This window comes from Streptomyces sp. NPDC001156, from assembly GCF_053598275.1.
In genome coordinates this window covers 1-16,970 of record NZ_JBSFJX010000075.1, presented here as the reverse complement: position 1 = coordinate 16,970, position 16,970 = coordinate 1, and the positions used below count along the sequence as shown (strand labels likewise).

Sequence of the window (16,970 nt, the reverse complement as noted above, 5' to 3'; positions counted from 1 at the left end):
TTCGGAGCAGTCCGGTCGTCAGGGCTAGGCGTGCTGGTACGCCACCAGCGAGATCCCCACGTAGTGCACGACGAACGCCGCGAGCGTGAAGGAGTGGAAGACCTCGTGGAAGCCGAACCAGCGCGGTGACGGGTTCGGCCGCTTGATGCCGTAGATCACGCCGCCGGCGCTGTAGAGCAGGCCGCCGACGATGACCAGCACCAGGACGGCGATGCCGCCGGTGCGCATGAAGTCGGGAAGGAAGAAGACGGCGGCCCAGCCCATCGCGATGTAGCAGGGCGTGTAGAGCCAGCGCGGGGCGCCCACCCAGAAGACCCGGAAGACGATCCCGGCTGCCGCCGCGCCCCAGATCCCCCACAGCAGCCACTGCCCTTTGGCCCCCGGCAGGAGGAGCAGGGTCAGCGGGGTGTACGTGCCCGCGATGATCAGGAAGATGTTGGCGTGGTCGAGCCGGCGCAGGACTCCGTCCATGCGCGGGCCCCAGTCGCCGCGGTGGTAGAGCGCGCTGACACCGAAGAGCAGACACGCCGTCAGGACATAGATGCCGCAGGCGATTCGCCCTCGGGTCGAGCTCGCGAGGGCCGTGAGAACCAGGCCTGCGACGAGCACGGTGGGGAACATCCCGAGATGCAACCAGCCGCGGAGCTTCGGCTTGACCGGATGGGGCAAGGAGAGCGCGACGGGACCGCGGCCGGCTGCCGGCGAGTCCGTGGGCGCGTCGGGGACGGGCGCAGTCATGGGCGGCATGCTACCTACGGAACCGTAAGTTACGTATCAAGGTGCGACCGATATCACCGGGCGTGCCCGGCCTGCGGGCAAACGTGCGTACCGCAAAAAATCTTTCAGTCGAACCTTACGTGCACGCAAAGAAACGCGGGGGCACGTGGCGATCCTCACTCCGCTCAGCTGTGACGTCCTCTGGACAGATGGGCAAACTAGTCGGATGATCAAATGAGTGCAGTCGGCACCGGATGAGCGGCTACGAAGCATCCGGGTCGCGGCCCCCACGGGGCACTCAACAGAAAATCCCTCATCTAGGAGCGATCGTGGCGCGCGACAACGCGGCTCCCTCAACCGTCCCCACCCAGCACAAGGAACTGATCTCGTGGGTCAACGAGATCGCTGAACTGACCCAGCCGGACAGTGTGGTCTGGTGTGACGGATCCGAGGCTGAATACGAGCGCCTGTGCGAGGAGCTCGTCCGCAAGGGCACGTTCAAGAAGCTCGACCCGATCAAGCGCCCGAACTCCTACTACGCAGCCTCCGACCCGTCCGACGTCGCCCGGGTCGAGGACCGGACGTTCATCTGCTCCGAGAAGGAGCAGGACGCGGGCCCGACCAACCACTGGAAGGCCCCCGCCGAGATGCGGGAGATATTCCAGGGGGAGAACGGCCTGTTCCGCGGCTCCATGCGCGGCCGGACGATGTACGTCGTGCCGTTCTGCATGGGCCCGCTCGGCTCTCCGCTCTCCGCGATCGGCGTCGAGATCACCGACTCCGCGTACGTGGCCGCCTCCATGCGGACCATGACGCGCATGGGCCAGGCGGTCCTCGACGAGCTCGGCCCCGAGGGCTTCTTCGTCAAGGCCGTCCACACGCTGGGCGCCCCGCTGGAGCCCGGCCAGAAGGACGTCGCCTGGCCCTGCAACCAGACCAAGTACATCTCGCACTTCCCCGAGTCCCGCGAGATCTGGTCCTACGGTTCCGGCTACGGCGGCAACGCGCTGCTCGGCAAGAAGTGCTACGCCCTGCGCATCGCCTCTGTCATGGCGCGCGACGAGGGCTGGCTGGCCGAGCACATGCTGATCCTCAAGCTCACGCCCCCGCAGGGCGAGTCGAAGTACGTCGCCGCGGCCTTCCCGAGCGCCTGCGGCAAGACGAACCTCGCCATGCTGGAGCCGACGATCTCCGGCTGGACGGTCGAGACGATCGGCGACGACATCGCGTGGATGCGGTTCGGCCAGGACGGCCGCCTGTACGCGATCAACCCCGAGGCCGGCTTCTTCGGCGTCGCTCCCGGTACCGGTGAGCACACCAATGCCAACGCGATGAAGACGCTGTGGGGCAACTCCGTCTTCACCAACGTCGCCCTCACCGACGACAACGACATCTGGTGGGAGGGCATGACGGAGGAGACTCCGGCCCACCTCACCGACTGGAAGGGCAACGACTGGACACCGGCGTCCGAGACCCCGGCCGCCCACCCGAACGCCCGCTTCACGGTCCCGGCCTCGCAGTGCCCGATCATCGCGCCCGAGTGGGAGGACCCGAAGGGCGTGCCGATCTCCGCGATCCTCTTCGGCGGCCGCCGCGCCAGCGCGGTCCCGCTGGTGACGGAGTCCTTCGACTGGAACCACGGTGTGTTCCTCGGCGCGAACGTCGCTTCCGAGAAGACCGCCGCGGCCGAGGGCAAGGTCGGCGAGCTGCGCCGCGACCCGTTCGCCATGCTGCCGTTCTGCGGCTACAACATGGGCGACTACATGGGTCACTGGGTTGACGTGGCCAAGGACAAGGACCAGTCCAAGCTGCCGAAGATCTACTACGTCAACTGGTTCCGCAAGAACGACGAGGGCAAGTTCGTCTGGCCGGGCTTCGGCGAGAACAGCCGCGTCCTGAAGTGGATCGTGGAGCGCCTGGAGGGCAAGGCCGAGGGCGTCGAGACCCCGATCGGCGTGCTGCCGACCAGGGACGCGCTGGACACGAACGGCCTGGAGCTGTCGGAGTCCGACCTGGAGTTCCTGCTCACCGTCGACAAGGACGTGTGGCGCGAGGAAGCGGCCCTCGTCCCCGAGCACCTCAACACGTTCGGCGACCACACGCCGAAGGAGCTGTGGGACCAGTACCGCGCGCTGGTGCAGCGCCTGGGCTGACGCCCCTATGAGCTCCGCGGCCGGTCCGGCTTGCCCTGACCTGCGACGTCGTCACGACCGGCCGCGGTGATGGCAGCGAACGGGCCGGGCCCCGCACCACGGAGTGCGAGGCCCGGCCCGTTGCGCTCGGTCCTGGGGCGGATCACTTCGAGCGGTCCTCCAGGTACCGGGTGTGGGTCTCCTGCCGCCTCGCCTCCGTCTCCCGCAGGGCGGAGGCCAGCCGGCTCGCCTCGTCGTGGAGCAGGGTGAGCTGGCGCTCAAGATGACGTTCCGGCGGCTCCTGCCCCGGTGTCATCCGGCTCCACCAGCGTGTGCGTACGAAGGTGTCGACGGCCTCGGGCAGGTCCTGGCGCACGGCCCGCGACAGCGCGTGCACGCCTTCGGGGTCCTGCGCGAGCACATCGGCGACCCAGCCAGGGTCCAGCAGCGCGGACAGCACGTCCGTCAGTTCGGTGAGCCGGCCGGCGGCAGCGGGCGGCAGCTCGACGTCCGCGAGATAGGCGCGCAGCTGCCCGAAGTCGGCCCTCAGCTCGTCCAGTTGCGCCGACGGGTCGGGGAACTGGGGCAGCGTCGGGCGTTCCGGCGGGGCGATCAGCGCGCCGGCACCGTACAGACCGGCGACGACGCCGGGCCAGTAGGGGCCCGCGACGCCGGTGAAAGTGAGCACGAGGCCCACGAGTCCGCAGGCGCTCCCGGCGATGTTCTTCCGGGACTCGGCATAGCGCAGGAACCTACTGGTAGCCACGGATCTCCTCGAAGGCACCGTCGAGCGAGCCCTTCCGGGCGTCGAAGAGGCGGCCGCCGGTCAGGTCGGCGATGTGCTCCAGCTCCGCCTGGTCGGAGTCGCCGAAGAGGATGGGGAAGACCGGGATGTCCCGCTGGTGGCCGGTCAGCCGGTGGTGGAAGCCGTCGAAGTCACCGGCCTTGGCACCGCTGGTGTTCTCGCCGTCCGTCATCAGCACGATCGAGGTGAAGGTGTCACGGTCGTCGCCGAGCTGCCCGTACGCCTTCTCCAGCGAGGTGTAGATGGCGGTGTCGCCGTCGGCGTGGAGCGCCTCGGTGTCCGCGCGGATGGCGTCCAGGCCCCGCCGCGGATCGGCGGGGCTGACGACATGCGTCCGTACGCTCTTGACCTGCGAGCCGAACGGCATCAGCGTGACCTCCTCCCGGTCGCGGAAGTCGCCGGTGAGGTCGGTGAGGGCCCGCTTCAGCCGGGCGAGGCGGTCACCCTCCATCGATCCCGAGGTGTCCAGGACGTACACGGTCCGGGACGGGCGGCGCAGTTTGTTCTCGTAGGCGTCGAGGAGGCGGTCCGCCACGCTGCGCGTGCCGGGGAAGGGCAGTTCCCGCCGCCGGCTCGGGTCGAGACCCACGGCGGGCCGTACCGACGCGACCACCGGGCGGCGGTGTGTGCGTTCGGTGATCATCCGCTGCACGGCCGGGGTGCGCAGGGCCTCGGCGAGACGGCGGACGTCGTCGCGGGTGCCGGGGCTCGTCGAGGCGAGCGAGGAGAGGGGGTAGTCGGCGCTGACCACGCCGTCGCGGGGGCGGATCACGGTCAGGCCCCGGATGCCCTTGAGGACGGACTCGTAGTTGAGCAGGGCGTCGACGCTGCCGCGGCGGGTGTACGCGGTGGCCAGCCAGCCGGACGAGCCCGATGTCAGCTTCTGCCCCTTGAAGAACTCCTTCAGCTTCGGGGTGGCCTTGGCGACGTCCGCCTCGGTGAGCGCGGACTGGGCGCCGGACAGTCCGGAGGCGACCGAGATCAGCGTGGAGAACCCGGAGTTGGAGCGGGCGGGGTCGGTCATGCCGTAGGTGAGCCTGCCGTCCTGCACGGCCTGCTCGACCTGGGACCAGGTGACGTGCTCGGGGTCCCAGTGCAGTGCGCTGATGGTCCGGGGCTTGACACCGATGGCGACCGGGCTGGACATGACCGGCGTCTCGGAGACGACCTTGCTCGCGGCGTCGGGGCGGAGGCGGAGGTAGTCGTCGGAGGAGAGCCACAGGGCGTCGTACGCGCCGTCGACCTTGCCCTTCGCCAGGAGGTCCACGGCGTCGAGGGTGCCCATGTAGGTGGGCCGGACGGTGATACCGGTGCTCTTGCGCACCTGGTCGAGGATCGGCGCCATGTCGCTGAGCTCACTGGAGGCGAGGACGCGCAGGGTGCCGGGCCCGGGCGCGCCGCGGTCCTTCGGCTCGCCCTTCGGGACCGTACAGGCGGTCAGCAGGACGGCGAGCCCGGCGACCACGGCCAGACGTCGTCTCATCCGAGCCCTCCCTCCAGCGCGCTCTGCGACCGGCTCCGCTCCAAGTACGAGCTGGCCTCCTGCAGTTCCGCCGTCAGGGACTCCACCGTGGCCGCCATGGTCTCCGTCGCCTGCGCCTTGTAGGTGTCGATGGCGTCGAGGGTGCGGTAGATCTGCTGAAAGGCCGAGCGGAGCGTCTCCGCGCCGACCGCCGGATCGGCGGCGATGCGCTGGATCTCGCCGCTCTGCGTCGCGAGCAACTCGGCGTTGCCGCGGATGAGGTCCTCGGTGGTGCCCCGCAGGGCGTTCACCTGGTCGACGACCTTGCGCTGATTGTCCAGGGCGGAAGCGAGCATCACGGAGATGCGCAGCGCCGAGACGGTCGTGGTGGCCGCGCGGTCCACGCCCTTGATCAGTTCGTCGTTGTTGCGACGCACGACGTCCATGGCGAGGTAGCCCTGCGCACACACCGCGAGCTGGGTCAGCAGGTCCTGGTGCTTCTGCCGGACCGGGAACAGGACATCGGCCCGCAGGGTGTCGCCCCGCGCGGGATCGGCCGCCTCGACGCCCGCGATGTGCTGCTCGACCGCCGTGTCCAAAGCCTCGGTGAGTACGACGTACTCCTGGAGCTTGCCCATGGTCTCCCAGAGGCGGACGCGCTCGGTCTGGAGTGCCGCGTTGTCGCGGCGCAGTTCGTCCTGACCGCCGCGCAGGGACCCGACGATCTTGTTCAGGGTGCCTTGCGCGGAGGCGTACTTGGCGACGTGGTCGCGCAGCTTGTTGCCGCCGGGGAGCCGGGAGAGGAACTTCCGTCCCTTGTTGGCCGGCAGGTCGCGCGGATCCAGGTCCTCCACCACCCGCCGCAGTTCGACGAGCGAGCCGCCGACCCTCGACTGGGCGTCCTCGCCCTTGCCGGGCAGGCTGCGGATGGTGCGCTCCAGCATGCGATTGGACTGGGCGGCGGCGTTGCGCATCTCGCTCGCGCCGAGCGCGGTGATCTCCCCGACCTTGCCGGCGAATTGGGGAGAGCGGGCGTCGAGCGCGGCGAGTCCCTCGATATAGGCGGTGGCCTTCCGGTCCATGTCCGCGCGTACGGAGTCGTCGAGCGGTACGAACCCGCCGGCCTTCTCCCGCGGCACGGCGGCGACGGGCTCGGGCGGGGTCAAGGTGAAGGCGTCGTCGTTGTCGGTCATGTGCGGTCTCCCCCCTGGGCCCGGGCCCGGCGCGCCATCTCGTGCAGCACCGCGGAGGTGGGCACGGGCGCCTGCCGGATGCCGGTCAGCTTCTGGTTGAGGTACTGGGTGTACGAGGCGGTGGCGGCCGTGAACTCGGCGGTGTCGCCCTGCGGCCGGAACCCGTGCCGGACGGCGAGCTTGCGCAACGCCGGGTCGGTGGTGAGGAGTTCACCGAGGTCCCGGCCGGCCTCGGTGAGGGGTACGACGGTGTGGTCGCTGTTGGCGGTGGTGTCGGGGTAGAGGACGGTGAGGTCGTCCGCGCCCTGACCGTCGCGGAGCAGCGAGGCCACCTGTGACTCGTACACCAGGACGAGCGGATTGCCCGCACCGCTGATGAAGTCCCGGAAGGCGGCGTCCGAACTGGACTGCTGGGCACCCTGGACGCTGATCAGTTTGCGCATCAGGGGAGCGGTGCGGCCGACGTCGGCGTCGCTCGCCGCCACCCGGCCGCCCGCCGCCACATAGCTCGCGGCGGCGAGGTACAGGGCGCCCGAGTTCGAGGTGTTGGGATCAGTGCTGGCGATGTAGAGCGTCCCGGTCAACTCCCCGTGCCCGGCGGCGCCCTTGAGCTGCTGCCAGGTGCGGTCGTGGCGCGCGGCGTCCAGGAAGGCGGCCATACGGAGGGTGCCGCGGTGGTGGTCGAGGGTGGCGATCCCGTTGGCGGCGAGCACCTGGGCGGCGTTGCGGTGGGCCACGACGACCAGCGGGGAGTAGAAGGGCCGGGGGAGCGGCTGCCGGACGTGGAACTTGCCGGCGAGCGCGTCGGCGGGCGCCTGGCTCGAGGGGAAGGCGAAGTCGTACCCCTTGAGGTCGAGTCCCTCCATGGCCCAGGACCCGGAGGTCTCGGTCTTGACGGTGTAGCCCTTGGCGGCTAGGGCCTTCACCACGGCGGGATCGGCGAAGAACTCCGCCTTCTCCGATCCGATCACTCCCCGCACGGTCTTCGTTGCCGTGCTGTTGTCCTTACCTTCGCGGCCCGCGACGACGGCTGCCACAACTCCGCCGATCAGCAGCACCGCGAGGACGATTCCTGCGATACGTCTCACGCGAGGAGCGTGCTCCCGGAACCCAACGTTCCCCCTGGTCCGCGGTGAACAGGGGGTGACGGACCGGTCCCGGTACGCAACCGGAATGAGCCACGCCGATCAGCGGTGGGGCGTGACTGCCGCTGCTCGGGTGACCTTGGCGTATGACACGGGCACTTTTCGTAATCGTTTGAATTCGGAGAGTAAACAATGAGTTCGCCCGGCGTCAAAAGGCGACGTGGCACGCATGCGAATGGCGCACCGAGTGCGCGCGCTTGCGGTCTGATCCCTCAAGTTCGAGGAAGGTTCTCTGGTGAGCCGTAGCACGATCCGAAGTTCACGCGTGAAAACCGCCGTTGTGGTGGCGGGCGCGTTTGCCCTCGCACTCAATGTCGCCCCGAGCGCGATGGCCGTCGCCGGGACGATGCACAAGTCCGGTGTGACCGTCAACGACCCCGGTCCGCGCGGCGAGCGGGGCGAGCGGGGCGACCCGGGTCCCCGGGGTCCCGAGGGCCCTGCCGGTCCGTCCGGATACGCCGACACCTACGTCAGGACTGACCCCAGCCCGACCACCGACCTCGTTCCGGGTACCTCGGTCGCCACATGCGCCGACAACAACGACGAAGTCGTTGGCGGCGGTTACCTGATCGGCACCACGCCCCTCCTCCCTGTCGTCAACGTGGTCGAGAACCGCCCCGTCGACACGGCCCCCGACGAGTGGCACGTCACCGCTGCCGGCCTCCTCGCCCCCGGGCAGACCCTCACGGCCTACATCGTCTGTGCGAGGGTGCCGGGCGTCTGATTCCCGCGCGAGCGGCAGAAGTCAGTGGCTGCCGCCTCATCAGGGAATGTGACGGTGCCCCGAGACTGACCTCTCGGGGCACCGTCCCTTTTTTCTCCGGACTTATCTGAACTGATTCGGCACTTGGGAACGCAGTGAGGGATTGGCCGCGACGGCACGACGGAATTCGTCCTTGGCCTCACTGTCGCGGTGCTTCTCCGCCAGAATGTGCCCGAGTTGCAGATGGGCCGCGGCACCTTTCGGGTCGGCGGCGAGAAAACGCCGAAGAAGTTCCATGGCCGCATCGGGTTCGCTCGACTTCAGCAGCATCGCCTTGTTGTAGAGGGCCGGTGTGTAACCCGGATCGGCCTTCAGTGCCTTGTCGTAGGCGGCGCGGGCATCGGTCGTCCTGCCGTCCCGCTGCGCGATGACCCCCAGGTTGTACCAGGCGAGCTTGTTGCCGGGGTCGAGTTCCACCACTCGCTTGTAGGTGTGGGACGCGCCCTTGGAGTCCTGGCGTTGCTCCTGCACAAGGGCGCTCTGCAGAAGGGAGTTGGCCTGCTGGTTCTTCTCAGCCGCTGAAGCGGGCTTGGAATCGGATGGTGCGGTCGACGGGGACTGCGCGGTCCAGATCGCCGCGCCCGCGGCGACCGCCGCCGTTCCGCCGAGCACTGCCCACAATCTCGTACTTCTCACTTGGTCACATCTCGTCGAACGGCCGTCATTTCCGCCGACGTTACGAGGACTTCCCGATGGCACCGCCATTCGGCAGGCGCTTCGGGACGGCAGACCACCCGAACGCAGTGCTGTGGCGCCCGGTCCGCGCGTCGCTGCGGGTGCACGCGGACCGGGGCCGTCCGAGGGGGCCGCTCGCCGCGGCCCGGAGGGATCAGCCGGCGGCGATGGGCGCCCGGGGCCCGGCCAGCGCGGCGGTGTGCGCGTCCATGCGTTCGGCGGACAGGATCGCCGCGGCCGTGTCGGCGCGGGACGCCGCGACCACCAGGGCGCGGCCCGCCAGCGCGTGGGCGCGCCGGTGCAGTTCCGTGACGCGCGACGCGTCGCCGTGTGCAGCTCGTGCCGCAGGGGTCGGCGGCACTCCTCCCCCAAGCTCTCGGCTGCGCTCGGGCAGGGGGGAGCCCCATCGCAGCCGTGCCACCTGGCAGGCCAGTCGCTCGGCGGCCGTATCCAGCTCCCCGGAGGGCTCCAGCGCCCGCAGCTCGTCCGTCACCGCGAGCAGTGCCGCCAGATGACCCGCGAGCTGGATGTCCAGCTCCTCCTCGCGCGAACGGTGCGGGAAGTCAGGCGTGGTGCAAGCCGTCGTGTGGACCGACTTGGTGCGGATCGGTTCGTACATGGGACGGCCTCCTGTGCTCTGACAGGAAACCATCCTAGCTTGGATTTCGTCTAAAGTTGAGCCGGATCGCGCAACGTGTGCGCCGAACACGCACGGTGAGCCTCAGGGCTGGCTGTAGCCGTCCAGGAAGTCCCCTATGCGGGTCATCGCCGAGGTCAGGTCCTGCACGGTCGGCAGTGTCACCACCCGGAAGTGATCGGGCTCCGGCCAGTTGAAGCCCGTCCCCTGCACGACCATGATCTTCTCGCGGCGCAGCAGGTCCAGGACCATCTGGCGGTCGTCCTTGATCTTGAAGACCTTGGGGTCGAGGCGGGGGAAGAGGTACAGCGCCCCCTTCGGCCTGACGCACGACACACCCGGGATCTGCGTCAGCAGCTCGTACGCCGCGTCCCGCTGCTCCTTCAGACGTCCGCCCGGCAGCACCAGCTCGTTGATCGTCTGGCGGCCGCTGAGCGCCGCCACCACACCGTGCTGACCCGGCATGTTCGCGCACAGCCGCATGTTCGCGAGGATGGTCAGCCCCTCGATGTACGACGCCGCGTGTGCCCGGGGGCCCGAGATCGACATCCAGCCCACCCGGTATCCCGCCACCCGGTACGCCTTCGACATGCCGTTGAAGGTGAGGGTCAGCAGGTCCGGGGCCACCGCCGCCGTCGGCGTGTGCGTCGCGCCGTCGTAGAGGATCTTGTCGTAGATCTCGTCGGAGCAGACGAGGAGGTTGTGCCGGCGCGCGATGTCCGTCAGACCGCGGAGCACCGCCTCGTCGTAGACGGCGCCCGTCGGGTTGTTGGGGTTGATGATGACGATCGCCTTGGTGCGGTCGGTGACCTTCCGCTCCACGTCGGCGAGGTCCGGCATCCAGTCCGACTGCTCGTCGCAGCGGTAGTGCACGGCCGTACCGCCCGACAGCGACACCGCCGCCGTCCACAGGGGGTAGTCGGGGGCCGGCACGAGCACCTCGTCGCCGTCGTCCAGCAGGCCCTGCATCGCCATCACGATCAGTTCGGAGACGCCGTTGCCGATGAAGACGTGCTCGACGTCCGTCTCGATGCCGAGGGTCTGGTTGTGCATCACGACCGCCCGGCGGGCCGCGAGCAGGCCCTTGGCGTCGCCGTACCCGTGCGCCGTCGAGACGTTGCGCAGGATGTCCTCGAGGATCTCGGGCGGGCACTCGAAGCCGAAGGCGGCCGGGTTGCCGGTGTTGAGCTTGAGGATGCGGTGGCCCGCGGCCTCCAGTCGCATGGCCTCCTCGAGAACCGGGCCCCGGATCTCGTAGCAGACGTTGGCGAGCTTCGTGGACTGGATCACCTGCATGTCCGTGAGCTTACGGCCGCATACCGCCTCGTGCCGCGTGTTTTCCACCACGTGGAGCACGGTGGGTTTGAGCGGTTATCGCTGGTAACTGCCCCGCGGATCACTCTCACCCCTAAAATGCACGCCCATGGCATGGGAGCAGGGGCACGACGGCGGGGCCGACGGGGCGAATGCCGCGAACGGTGCGGAGGGTGGGTACGCCACGGAGGGGGTGCACCCGGCGAACGGCGGCCCACAGGGTCCCCCGAACGTGTACCACCCGAATGCCGCGACGGCGCCCGAGTACGAGCAGTACAACGATCCCGCGGCCGCCCACGGCTGGCAGAACGCCTACGACGAGACGCAGAAACTGCCCGCGGTCCCCGATGCGCCGGTCCCCGATGCGCCGACCCCCGTGACGCCCCGGCCGGAGGTCGGCTCACGCCGGGAGGCACGGCTCGCGCAGCGCCGCTCCGGGCTGCCCCGGCGGGCGGCCGTCGCCGTCGGCGCGCTGGGCGCGGTGGGCATCGCCGTCGCGCTCGTGGCCGGCTTCGGTTCCGGCTCCTCGGGTGCGCCGGGTGATGCCGGCGAGTCCATACGCCCGAAGGGCGCGCCGTCCTCGTCGCCGACCACCCCGTCCGCGTCGAACGCGGACGGGTCCGCCGCCTCCGCTTCCCCCTCCGTCACCGCAGAGCCGTCCAGTAGCCGCGAACCGGCACCGGCCGTCACGGTGTCGCCGACGACCGCGGCCTCGCGGCCCGCTCCCCCGGCATCCTCCTCCCCGGCGCCCACCAGTCCATCCCCCTCCGCCACCGCGAGCGGCGGCTGGGGTGACTGGCCCGGCGGGCCGGGCCATGGGCACCGCCCCCCCAAGGGGCACGGATAGACGAGCGCTCCGGGGGGCACCGCCGGGCCGGAGGCCGGGACGCGGTCCCAGGCGGGCGGGCGCGCCGGGTTGCGGTGTCCGGCAGGAGGGTGCACCGACGGGCGGCTGCCGTGAGGGTGCCGCCGGTCCGCGCGCCGGTTCCTCCGGCATGCGTGACGGCGGTTCCGGCGGCCGCCTGAAGCGGCCGAAAACCGCTCCTTGCCCCCGTACACCCCACTGCTGACAATGCGCATGACAAACCAGGAGGGCAGGAAGACCTCCGGTCCTCCCCGTCATCGCAACCTCATCCAGAGGGGACCCCCACATGAGAAAGCCTCTCGTCGCCGCGCTCTTCGCTCTGGTCATCGCCGGGGCGGCCGCGGCGCCGGCGGTCGCGGAACCCCAGTCCGCGGCGACGTCCGGCACGGTGGCCACGGCGCCCGGGACGGCCACCGTCCAGGCCGTCGACTTCGCCGGCACCGTCTCGCTCAGCAACTGCTCCGGCTCCGTCATCCGCTTCCCGAACTCCGCGGACAGCGACCCGGCGCTCGTGCTCACCAACGGCCACTGCCTGGAGACCGGATTCCCGAACCCCGGCGAGGTCATCGTCGACCAGGCCTCCAGCCGCAGCTTCGGCCTGCTCAACTCCTCCGGCACCAAGGTCGCCACCCTCCGTGCGAGCAAGGTCGCCTACTCGACCATGACCGACACGGACGTGACGATCTACCAGCTGACCCGCACCTACGCGCAGATCAAGAGCTCGTACGGCATCGGTGCGCTCACCGTCGCCGACACCCACCCGGTCGCCGGCACCGCGATCAAGGTCGTCTCCGGGTACTGGAAGCGGATCTACAGCTGCACCATCGACGGGTTCGTCTACCGCCTGAAGGAGGGCGGCTGGACCTGGAAGGACTCGGTCCGCTACACCTCCGCCTGCGACACCATCGGCGGCACCTCGGGATCGCCCGTCGTCGACACCTCCACCGGCAAGGTCGTCGCGGTCAACAACACCGGCAACGAGGACGGCCAGACCTGCACGGTGGACAACCCCTGCGAGGTCGACGCGAGCGGCAACGTGACCGTCCGTCAGGGGATCAACTACGCCGAGGAGACGTACCAGCTCCCCGCATGCTTCGGCACCGGCAACAAGCTGAACCTGAACGCGAGCGGCTGCGTCCTGCCCAAGCCGTAGCATCCGGCGCCGAAGGCGCGGGGCGGGCGGTCACACCGGAGTCCGGCGGACCGCCCGCCCGGCGAGGACGTCCGTCCTGCGTCCGTCCTCGATCGCGAAGCGGCCGTCGACCAGGACGTACGGGATGCCCGTGGGAAGCGTGCGCGGCCGCCCGAAGGTGGCGCCCGCGGCGACCGTGGCCGGGTCGAAGAGGACCAGGTCCGCGCGGTGTCCCTCGCGGACCAGGCCGCGGTCCGGCAGCCGCAGCCGGGCCGCCGGCCGCGAGGTGAGATGGGCGACGCACTCCTCCAGCGACAGCACTCCCAACTCCCTCACATACCGGCCGAGATAGTGCGGGAACGTGCCGTAGGCGCGCGGGTGCGGTTTCGCCCCCTGGAGGATGCCGTCCGAGCCGCCGGTGTGGACCCGGTGGCGCATGATCGCCCGCACGTTCTCCTCATGGCCCACGTGCTGCAGGATCGTGGGGCCGAGCCGGTCCTCGACCAGCAGCCGCCGGACCGTCGTCCACGGGGCCTCGCCGCGCAGGTCCGCCGACTCCTGGACGGTCCGGCCGATGTAGGAGACGAGCCCGGGCCCGCTCACCCCGGAGATCTCGATCGTGTCCCACTCGATGGGGACGCCGTGGCAGCCGTCGGCGCCGGTGACCTCCATGTCGTGCCGGATCCGCTCGGCCACCGCGTCGTCGGCGAGCCGCGCGAGGATCTCCTCGGGACCGCCCTCGCTCGCCCAACTCGGCAGCATCGCGGCCAGCGTCGTCGAACCCGGGGTGTAGGGATAGGTGTCCAGCGTGATGTCCGCGCCCGCCGCGAGCGCCTTGTCCAGCAGGGACAGCAGTTGGGGGGCGCGGCCCTCGTTCACGCCGAAGTTCATGGTGGCGTGGGCGAGGTGCAGCGCGCAGCCGGCCTCGCGAGTGAGGGCCACCATCTCCTCGTAGGCCTCGAGGGCGCCCGCCCCGTACGAGCGGTGGTGCGGGCAGTAGTAGCCGCCGTAGGAGGCCACCACCCGGCACAGCTCGGCCAGTTCGGTGTCCGGGGCGTACATGCCGGGCGTGTAGGTGAGCCCGGACGACATGCCGACGGCGCCCTGCTCCATCGCCTCCGCGACCAGTCGCCGCATCCGGTCGAGCTCCTCGGGTGTCGCCTCCCGGTCCTCCCAGCCGACGGCCAGCATCCGGACCGTGCCCTGCGGGATCAGATACGCGGCGTTGACCGCGATGCCCTCGTCCAGGCGGTCCAGGTACTCGCCGACGGACCGCCAGGTGAAGTCGATGTCGTCGCCGTAGCCGTTCCAGCCGGTGATCGCGCGGCGCACCTCGGCGAGCGTACGGTCGTCGACCGGGGCGTACGACAGCCCGTCCTGCCCGACGACCTCGAGCGTCACGCCCTGCGCGACCTTGGCGCTGTGGTCCGGGTCGCGCAGCAGGGCCAGGTCGCTGTGCGCGTGCATGTCGATGAAGCCGGGGGAGAGGACCAGGCCCTCTGCGTCCAGCTCGCGGCGGGCCTCGGGGCGCTGGCAGCCGGCCGCCGCGGCCTCCTTGACGATGGAGACGATCCTGCCGTTGTCGACGACCACGTCGGCGCGGTAGGCGGGTTCCCCGCTGCCGTCCACGACGTCGGCGTCCCGGATGACGAGCTCTTCCACGCCAGATCTCCTAAGTGCTGTCACGTAATGCGGGTCGGGACGCACCTCACCGTGGTGGGTGCTTCGTCTACTGGATGTCGAGCTTGAGGTTGTGGAGTGTGGCGACGCCTGCGGCGGCGTGGTTGATCGTGTTGCCGCGGCGTCGGCATTGGCGCAAGATCTGGTGGTCTTTGAGTCGGGCGCTGGTGTGTTCTGCGGCAGCTCGGTGTGTACGGAACCGGCGGTAGTTCCGGTCTTTGATGGTGCGGCCGCCGGGCCTGCGGCGTGGCGTTCGGACGCGGTCGCTGCCGCGGTAGCCGCCGTCCCCAGACAGCCGAGGATGGTCGGCGAGCGTTTTATCAAGCGTTTCGCGGAAGACGACAACGTCGTTGCGGTTGCCTGGCCACGCATCGCCGACGCGGCGGTCCTTTGCGCGGCAGACGATCTGTACGTTGACGCTACGCCGGTAGTTCTTGCTCTTCGCAGTGCGCTGCTGGTCGTAGACGGGATCAGCGTGCCGTCGACGATCCACAGTTCGCGCCGGTCGGTGGGTGGTGGTCCGAGAAGATCGGCGAGCGTCCATGCGTGAAGGTCAGCCGGCGAGCAGCGGGCAAGACGTGGACGCATGGATGGATCGTAGAGCCGTGAGGTGGTGTCGCCGCACGGGGCGTTGTCAGTGGCGGCATGTAGCTTCGGCGTTGGTTGCCGCGCGCTGGCCGAGCCGCGGACGGGTGTGGGGGTCGTGAGCGGAAAAGGGGAGGTGGGGCATCGGTGAGCACGCAGCTGCGTGAGGCCGTACCTGCCTCCGATGCTGCTGCCCGCCGCTTCCGGGGCAAGAACAAAGGGAAACGGTGGGCGCGGGGTGCGGACACCGAGCTTGCGGTGATCCGCCTTCCGTTGGACGTTCACGACCCGGGCACTCGGCGCCGGGTTGAGCAGTTGTACTCGGCCATGTGGTCCGTCAAGCGTGCGCTGCAGCGGGATGCCAGGGACGCGGTCGATGCGTACTGGGGCGGCGATGTCCGGCGCCAGAGGGATGCGAGGGCCTGGCGTCTTGAGCTTGGCCTGTCCCGGGAAGGGATGGAACACCGCGCCTGGCGGCACATGGAAAATTCCAGGCATCTGGGCCATCACGTCACCAAAGCGCTGGTGATGCACCAGGCCGACGAGGTCTTCGAGACGTCGGTGAGCCGGCACCTGTTCCCGGACTCCTCCGGCCGCCGACACGGGCGGCCACGCGTGGGCCGGTGGTGGGACTACACCCGTATCCCAGGCCGTGCACGCTCGCACACCAGGGCCCGTAAGTGGGAGACGTTCCGCCTGCACGGCACGCTCGCCGGGCACCTGGCCGCCTACCGGCACCGCAACCTTGCGCCAACCGTTATCACGCCTGAGCAGGCCGCCGCTCTCCCCTCGGGGGCGCGTGTTCTCGAGCAGCCCGGGCGTATGCCTGCACCGTCGCGGCCTTCGGAACGAATTGCGACGGGTGAGGTGACGGCGAAGGGCAAACCGAAGACTCGGGCCGCGACGTGGTGGGATCACAATGGGGCGCTGGCCGTTGTGTTCACCGGCGGCGCCGATTCAAGCCGCGGCGAACTGGTCCTGCCCGTACGCCTGCCCTCCGGCTCCGGCCGCTGGCCGCGTCTGCTGCACTTTCTGAACAACCCGCAGACGTGGCACAAGATTGACCTCGTACGCCGTCGTGACGCGTCCGCGCCGGGCGGGTGGGCGTATGAAGCCCACCTGATGGTCCTCTGCGGCGCCTACACATCTCCCGCTACGAAAGCTCGGCGAGCCGCTGCGGCTGCCCTGGAAAGGGTCGGTGGGGTCGACGGCAACGTCTCCAACCTGTCGATCGTCTCCTTCCCCTCCGACTTCGACCCTGCCCACGGCGACATCGAGGCGACCCGGATCCAGCTCTCCGAGGACGAACGCGCCGTCCTGGCGAGAGCCCGGCGCAAGGAACGTGGCCGCAAGCGCGCCCTGGACCGCTCCCGCAGGGCATCGAACCCCGGCCAATACGGGCCCTCGAAGCGGCAGCATGCCCGGGCCGAGCGACGTGCGGCCGCCGGCCTGCCCGAGCGGGCCGTCCAGGTGCCCGGCGGTGCCCGCGCAAGGAACAAGACGGGAGTTCCGAAGCAGGCGTACCGACGGGATGTTCTGTCGGTCGGTTACCGCCTCAACCGTGCCCAGCTCTCCGAAGCCGCGGCGGCCGCTGCCGCGGCGAAAGACCACCGCGCCAGGCGCCTAGCCGAAGACATCGTCGCCGAGCATGGTGCGAACCTCACCATTGAGGACTGCGACATCCGCACCTGGTACCGCCTGTGGGGTAAAGCCCTGCAGGCCAGCACACCAGGCAGATTCATCACCGCCATAGCCCGCGAGTGCGAGAAAACCGGCGGGCGGATGCTCCGTGCCTCCACCTTCACCACGAAGTTGTCTCAGACATGCTTCTGCGGAGAGAAGGTCACCAAAACCCTCGCCGACCG

The 16,970-nt window shown here is 69.8% G+C and carries 15 protein-coding genes; 5 read left to right on the top strand and 10 right to left on the bottom strand.

Annotated features, from left to right (window positions below; genetic code table 11):
* Positions 1–24 precede the first annotated feature (24 nt).
* Positions 25–738 carry a PAQR family membrane homeostasis protein TrhA gene (gene trhA / locus ACWDA7_RS28920; RefSeq protein WP_450607677.1) on the bottom strand — a complete coding sequence of 238 codons (714 nt, stop codon included), beginning with the start codon at positions 736–738 and terminating at the stop codon, positions 25–27.
* 308 nt (positions 739–1,046) lie between these two features.
* Between trhA and ACWDA7_RS28915 the strand changes: the two genes are divergently transcribed.
* On the top strand, positions 1,047–2,870 hold the full coding sequence (locus ACWDA7_RS28915; RefSeq protein ID WP_450607675.1) for a phosphoenolpyruvate carboxykinase (GTP): 1,824 nt from the start codon (positions 1,047–1,049) through the stop codon (positions 2,868–2,870).
* A 142-nt stretch (positions 2,871–3,012) separates the two neighbouring features.
* On the opposite strand, the gene ACWDA7_RS28910 is transcribed toward ACWDA7_RS28915, so the two are convergent.
* The 4 genes from ACWDA7_RS28910 to ACWDA7_RS28895 are packed head-to-tail and all read right to left on the bottom strand — an operon-like array spanning position 3,013 to position 7,397.
* Positions 3,013–3,615, bottom strand: coding sequence for a hypothetical protein (locus tag ACWDA7_RS28910; RefSeq protein ID WP_450607673.1), 603 nt, complete (start codon positions 3,613–3,615; stop codon positions 3,013–3,015).
* Positions 3,602–5,137 (bottom strand): substrate-binding and vWA domain-containing protein, encoded by a 1,536-nt coding sequence (locus ACWDA7_RS28905; protein ID WP_450607672.1) that lies wholly within the window; start codon positions 5,135–5,137, stop codon positions 3,602–3,604. Before ACWDA7_RS28905 ends, ACWDA7_RS28910 begins: the two co-directional genes overlap by 14 nt.
* Positions 5,134–6,309: a toxic anion resistance protein gene (locus ACWDA7_RS28900; RefSeq protein WP_450607670.1), complete on the bottom strand. Its 1,176-nt coding sequence runs from the start codon at positions 6,307–6,309 to the stop codon at positions 5,134–5,136. The genes ACWDA7_RS28905 and ACWDA7_RS28900 overlap by 4 nt, the downstream gene beginning before the upstream one ends.
* Positions 6,306–7,397, bottom strand: coding sequence for a hypothetical protein (locus tag ACWDA7_RS28895; RefSeq protein ID WP_450607668.1), 1,092 nt, complete (start codon positions 7,395–7,397; stop codon positions 6,306–6,308). The genes ACWDA7_RS28900 and ACWDA7_RS28895 overlap by 4 nt, the downstream gene beginning before the upstream one ends.
* A 322-nt stretch (positions 7,398–7,719) precedes the next feature.
* Between ACWDA7_RS28895 and ACWDA7_RS28890 the strand changes: the two genes are divergently transcribed.
* Positions 7,720–8,178 (top strand): collagen-like triple helix repeat-containing protein, encoded by a 459-nt coding sequence (locus tag ACWDA7_RS28890; RefSeq protein ID WP_450607666.1) that lies wholly within the window; start codon positions 7,720–7,722, stop codon positions 8,176–8,178.
* 102 nt (positions 8,179–8,280) lie between these two features.
* Here ACWDA7_RS28890 and ACWDA7_RS28885 read toward each other — a convergent pair whose 3' ends face one another.
* The 3 genes from ACWDA7_RS28885 to ACWDA7_RS28875 all read right to left on the bottom strand — a co-directional run bounded on the left by ACWDA7_RS28885 (position 8,281) and on the right by ACWDA7_RS28875 (position 10,825).
* A complete protein-coding gene (locus tag ACWDA7_RS28885) occupies positions 8,281–8,829 on the bottom strand; it encodes a tetratricopeptide repeat protein (RefSeq protein ID WP_450607664.1) in 549 nt (182 codons plus the stop codon).
* A gap of 217 nt (positions 8,830–9,046) precedes the next feature.
* Positions 9,047–9,511 carry an SCO4983 family protein gene (locus tag ACWDA7_RS28880; protein ID WP_450607663.1) on the bottom strand — a complete coding sequence of 155 codons (465 nt, stop codon included), beginning with the start codon at positions 9,509–9,511 and terminating at the stop codon, positions 9,047–9,049.
* Positions 9,512–9,613: 102 nt separating this feature from the next.
* The gene (locus tag ACWDA7_RS28875; RefSeq protein WP_359392218.1) at positions 9,614–10,825 is read right to left on the bottom strand and encodes a pyridoxal phosphate-dependent aminotransferase; all 1,212 of its coding nucleotides are present in this window, start codon (positions 10,823–10,825) and stop codon (positions 9,614–9,616) included.
* Positions 10,826–10,952: 127 nt separating this feature from the next.
* On the opposite strand from ACWDA7_RS28875, the gene ACWDA7_RS28870 reads away from it, so the two are divergent.
* Both ACWDA7_RS28870 and ACWDA7_RS28865 read left to right on the top strand, forming a co-directional pair.
* On the top strand, positions 10,953–11,690 hold the full coding sequence (locus ACWDA7_RS28870) for a hypothetical protein (RefSeq protein ID WP_450607661.1): 738 nt from the start codon (positions 10,953–10,955) through the stop codon (positions 11,688–11,690).
* 304 nt (positions 11,691–11,994) lie between these two features.
* The gene (locus ACWDA7_RS28865; RefSeq protein WP_450607659.1) at positions 11,995–12,861 is read left to right on the top strand and encodes a S1 family peptidase; all 867 of its coding nucleotides are present in this window, start codon (positions 11,995–11,997) and stop codon (positions 12,859–12,861) included.
* Positions 12,862–12,891: 30 nt separating this feature from the next.
* On the opposite strand, the gene ACWDA7_RS28860 is transcribed toward ACWDA7_RS28865, so the two are convergent.
* Together ACWDA7_RS28860 and ACWDA7_RS28855 are read right to left on the bottom strand one after the other, a co-directional pair.
* Positions 12,892–14,502, bottom strand: a complete 1,611-nt coding sequence (locus ACWDA7_RS28860; RefSeq protein WP_450607657.1) for an N-acyl-D-amino-acid deacylase family protein — start codon at positions 14,500–14,502, stop codon at positions 12,892–12,894.
* 67 nt (positions 14,503–14,569) lie between these two features.
* Positions 14,570–15,013 carry a transposase family protein gene (locus ACWDA7_RS28855; protein WP_450607655.1) on the bottom strand — a complete coding sequence of 148 codons (444 nt, stop codon included), beginning with the start codon at positions 15,011–15,013 and terminating at the stop codon, positions 14,570–14,572.
* A 239-nt stretch (positions 15,014–15,252) separates the two neighbouring features.
* Between ACWDA7_RS28855 and ACWDA7_RS28850 the strand changes: the two genes are divergently transcribed.
* Positions 15,253–16,970, top strand: a 1,718-nt coding sequence (locus ACWDA7_RS28850; protein ID WP_450607653.1) for a transposase, incomplete at its 3' end; no start/stop codon positions are given.

What these genes read in the sequence shown, in the direction of transcription:
- ACWDA7_RS28905 (WP_450607672.1), bottom strand. Translation starts at nt 5,137, where the DNA reads ATGAGACGACGTCTGGCCGTGGTCGCCGGGCTCGCCGTCCTGCTGACC.
- trhA (WP_450607677.1), bottom strand. Translation starts at nt 738, where the DNA reads ATGACTGCGCCCGTCCCCGACGCGCCCACGGACTCGCCGGCAGCCGGC.
- ACWDA7_RS28870 (WP_450607661.1), top strand. Translation starts at nt 10,953, where the DNA reads ATGGCATGGGAGCAGGGGCACGACGGCGGGGCCGACGGGGCGAATGCC.
- ACWDA7_RS28900 (WP_450607670.1), bottom strand. Translation starts at nt 6,309, where the DNA reads ATGACCGACAACGACGACGCCTTCACCTTGACCCCGCCCGAGCCCGTC.
- ACWDA7_RS28875 (WP_359392218.1), bottom strand. Translation starts at nt 10,825, where the DNA reads ATGCAGGTGATCCAGTCCACGAAGCTCGCCAACGTCTGCTACGAGATC.
- ACWDA7_RS28865 (WP_450607659.1), top strand. Translation starts at nt 11,995, where the DNA reads ATGAGAAAGCCTCTCGTCGCCGCGCTCTTCGCTCTGGTCATCGCCGGG.
- ACWDA7_RS28880 (WP_450607663.1), bottom strand. Translation starts at nt 9,511, where the DNA reads ATGTACGAACCGATCCGCACCAAGTCGGTCCACACGACGGCTTGCACC.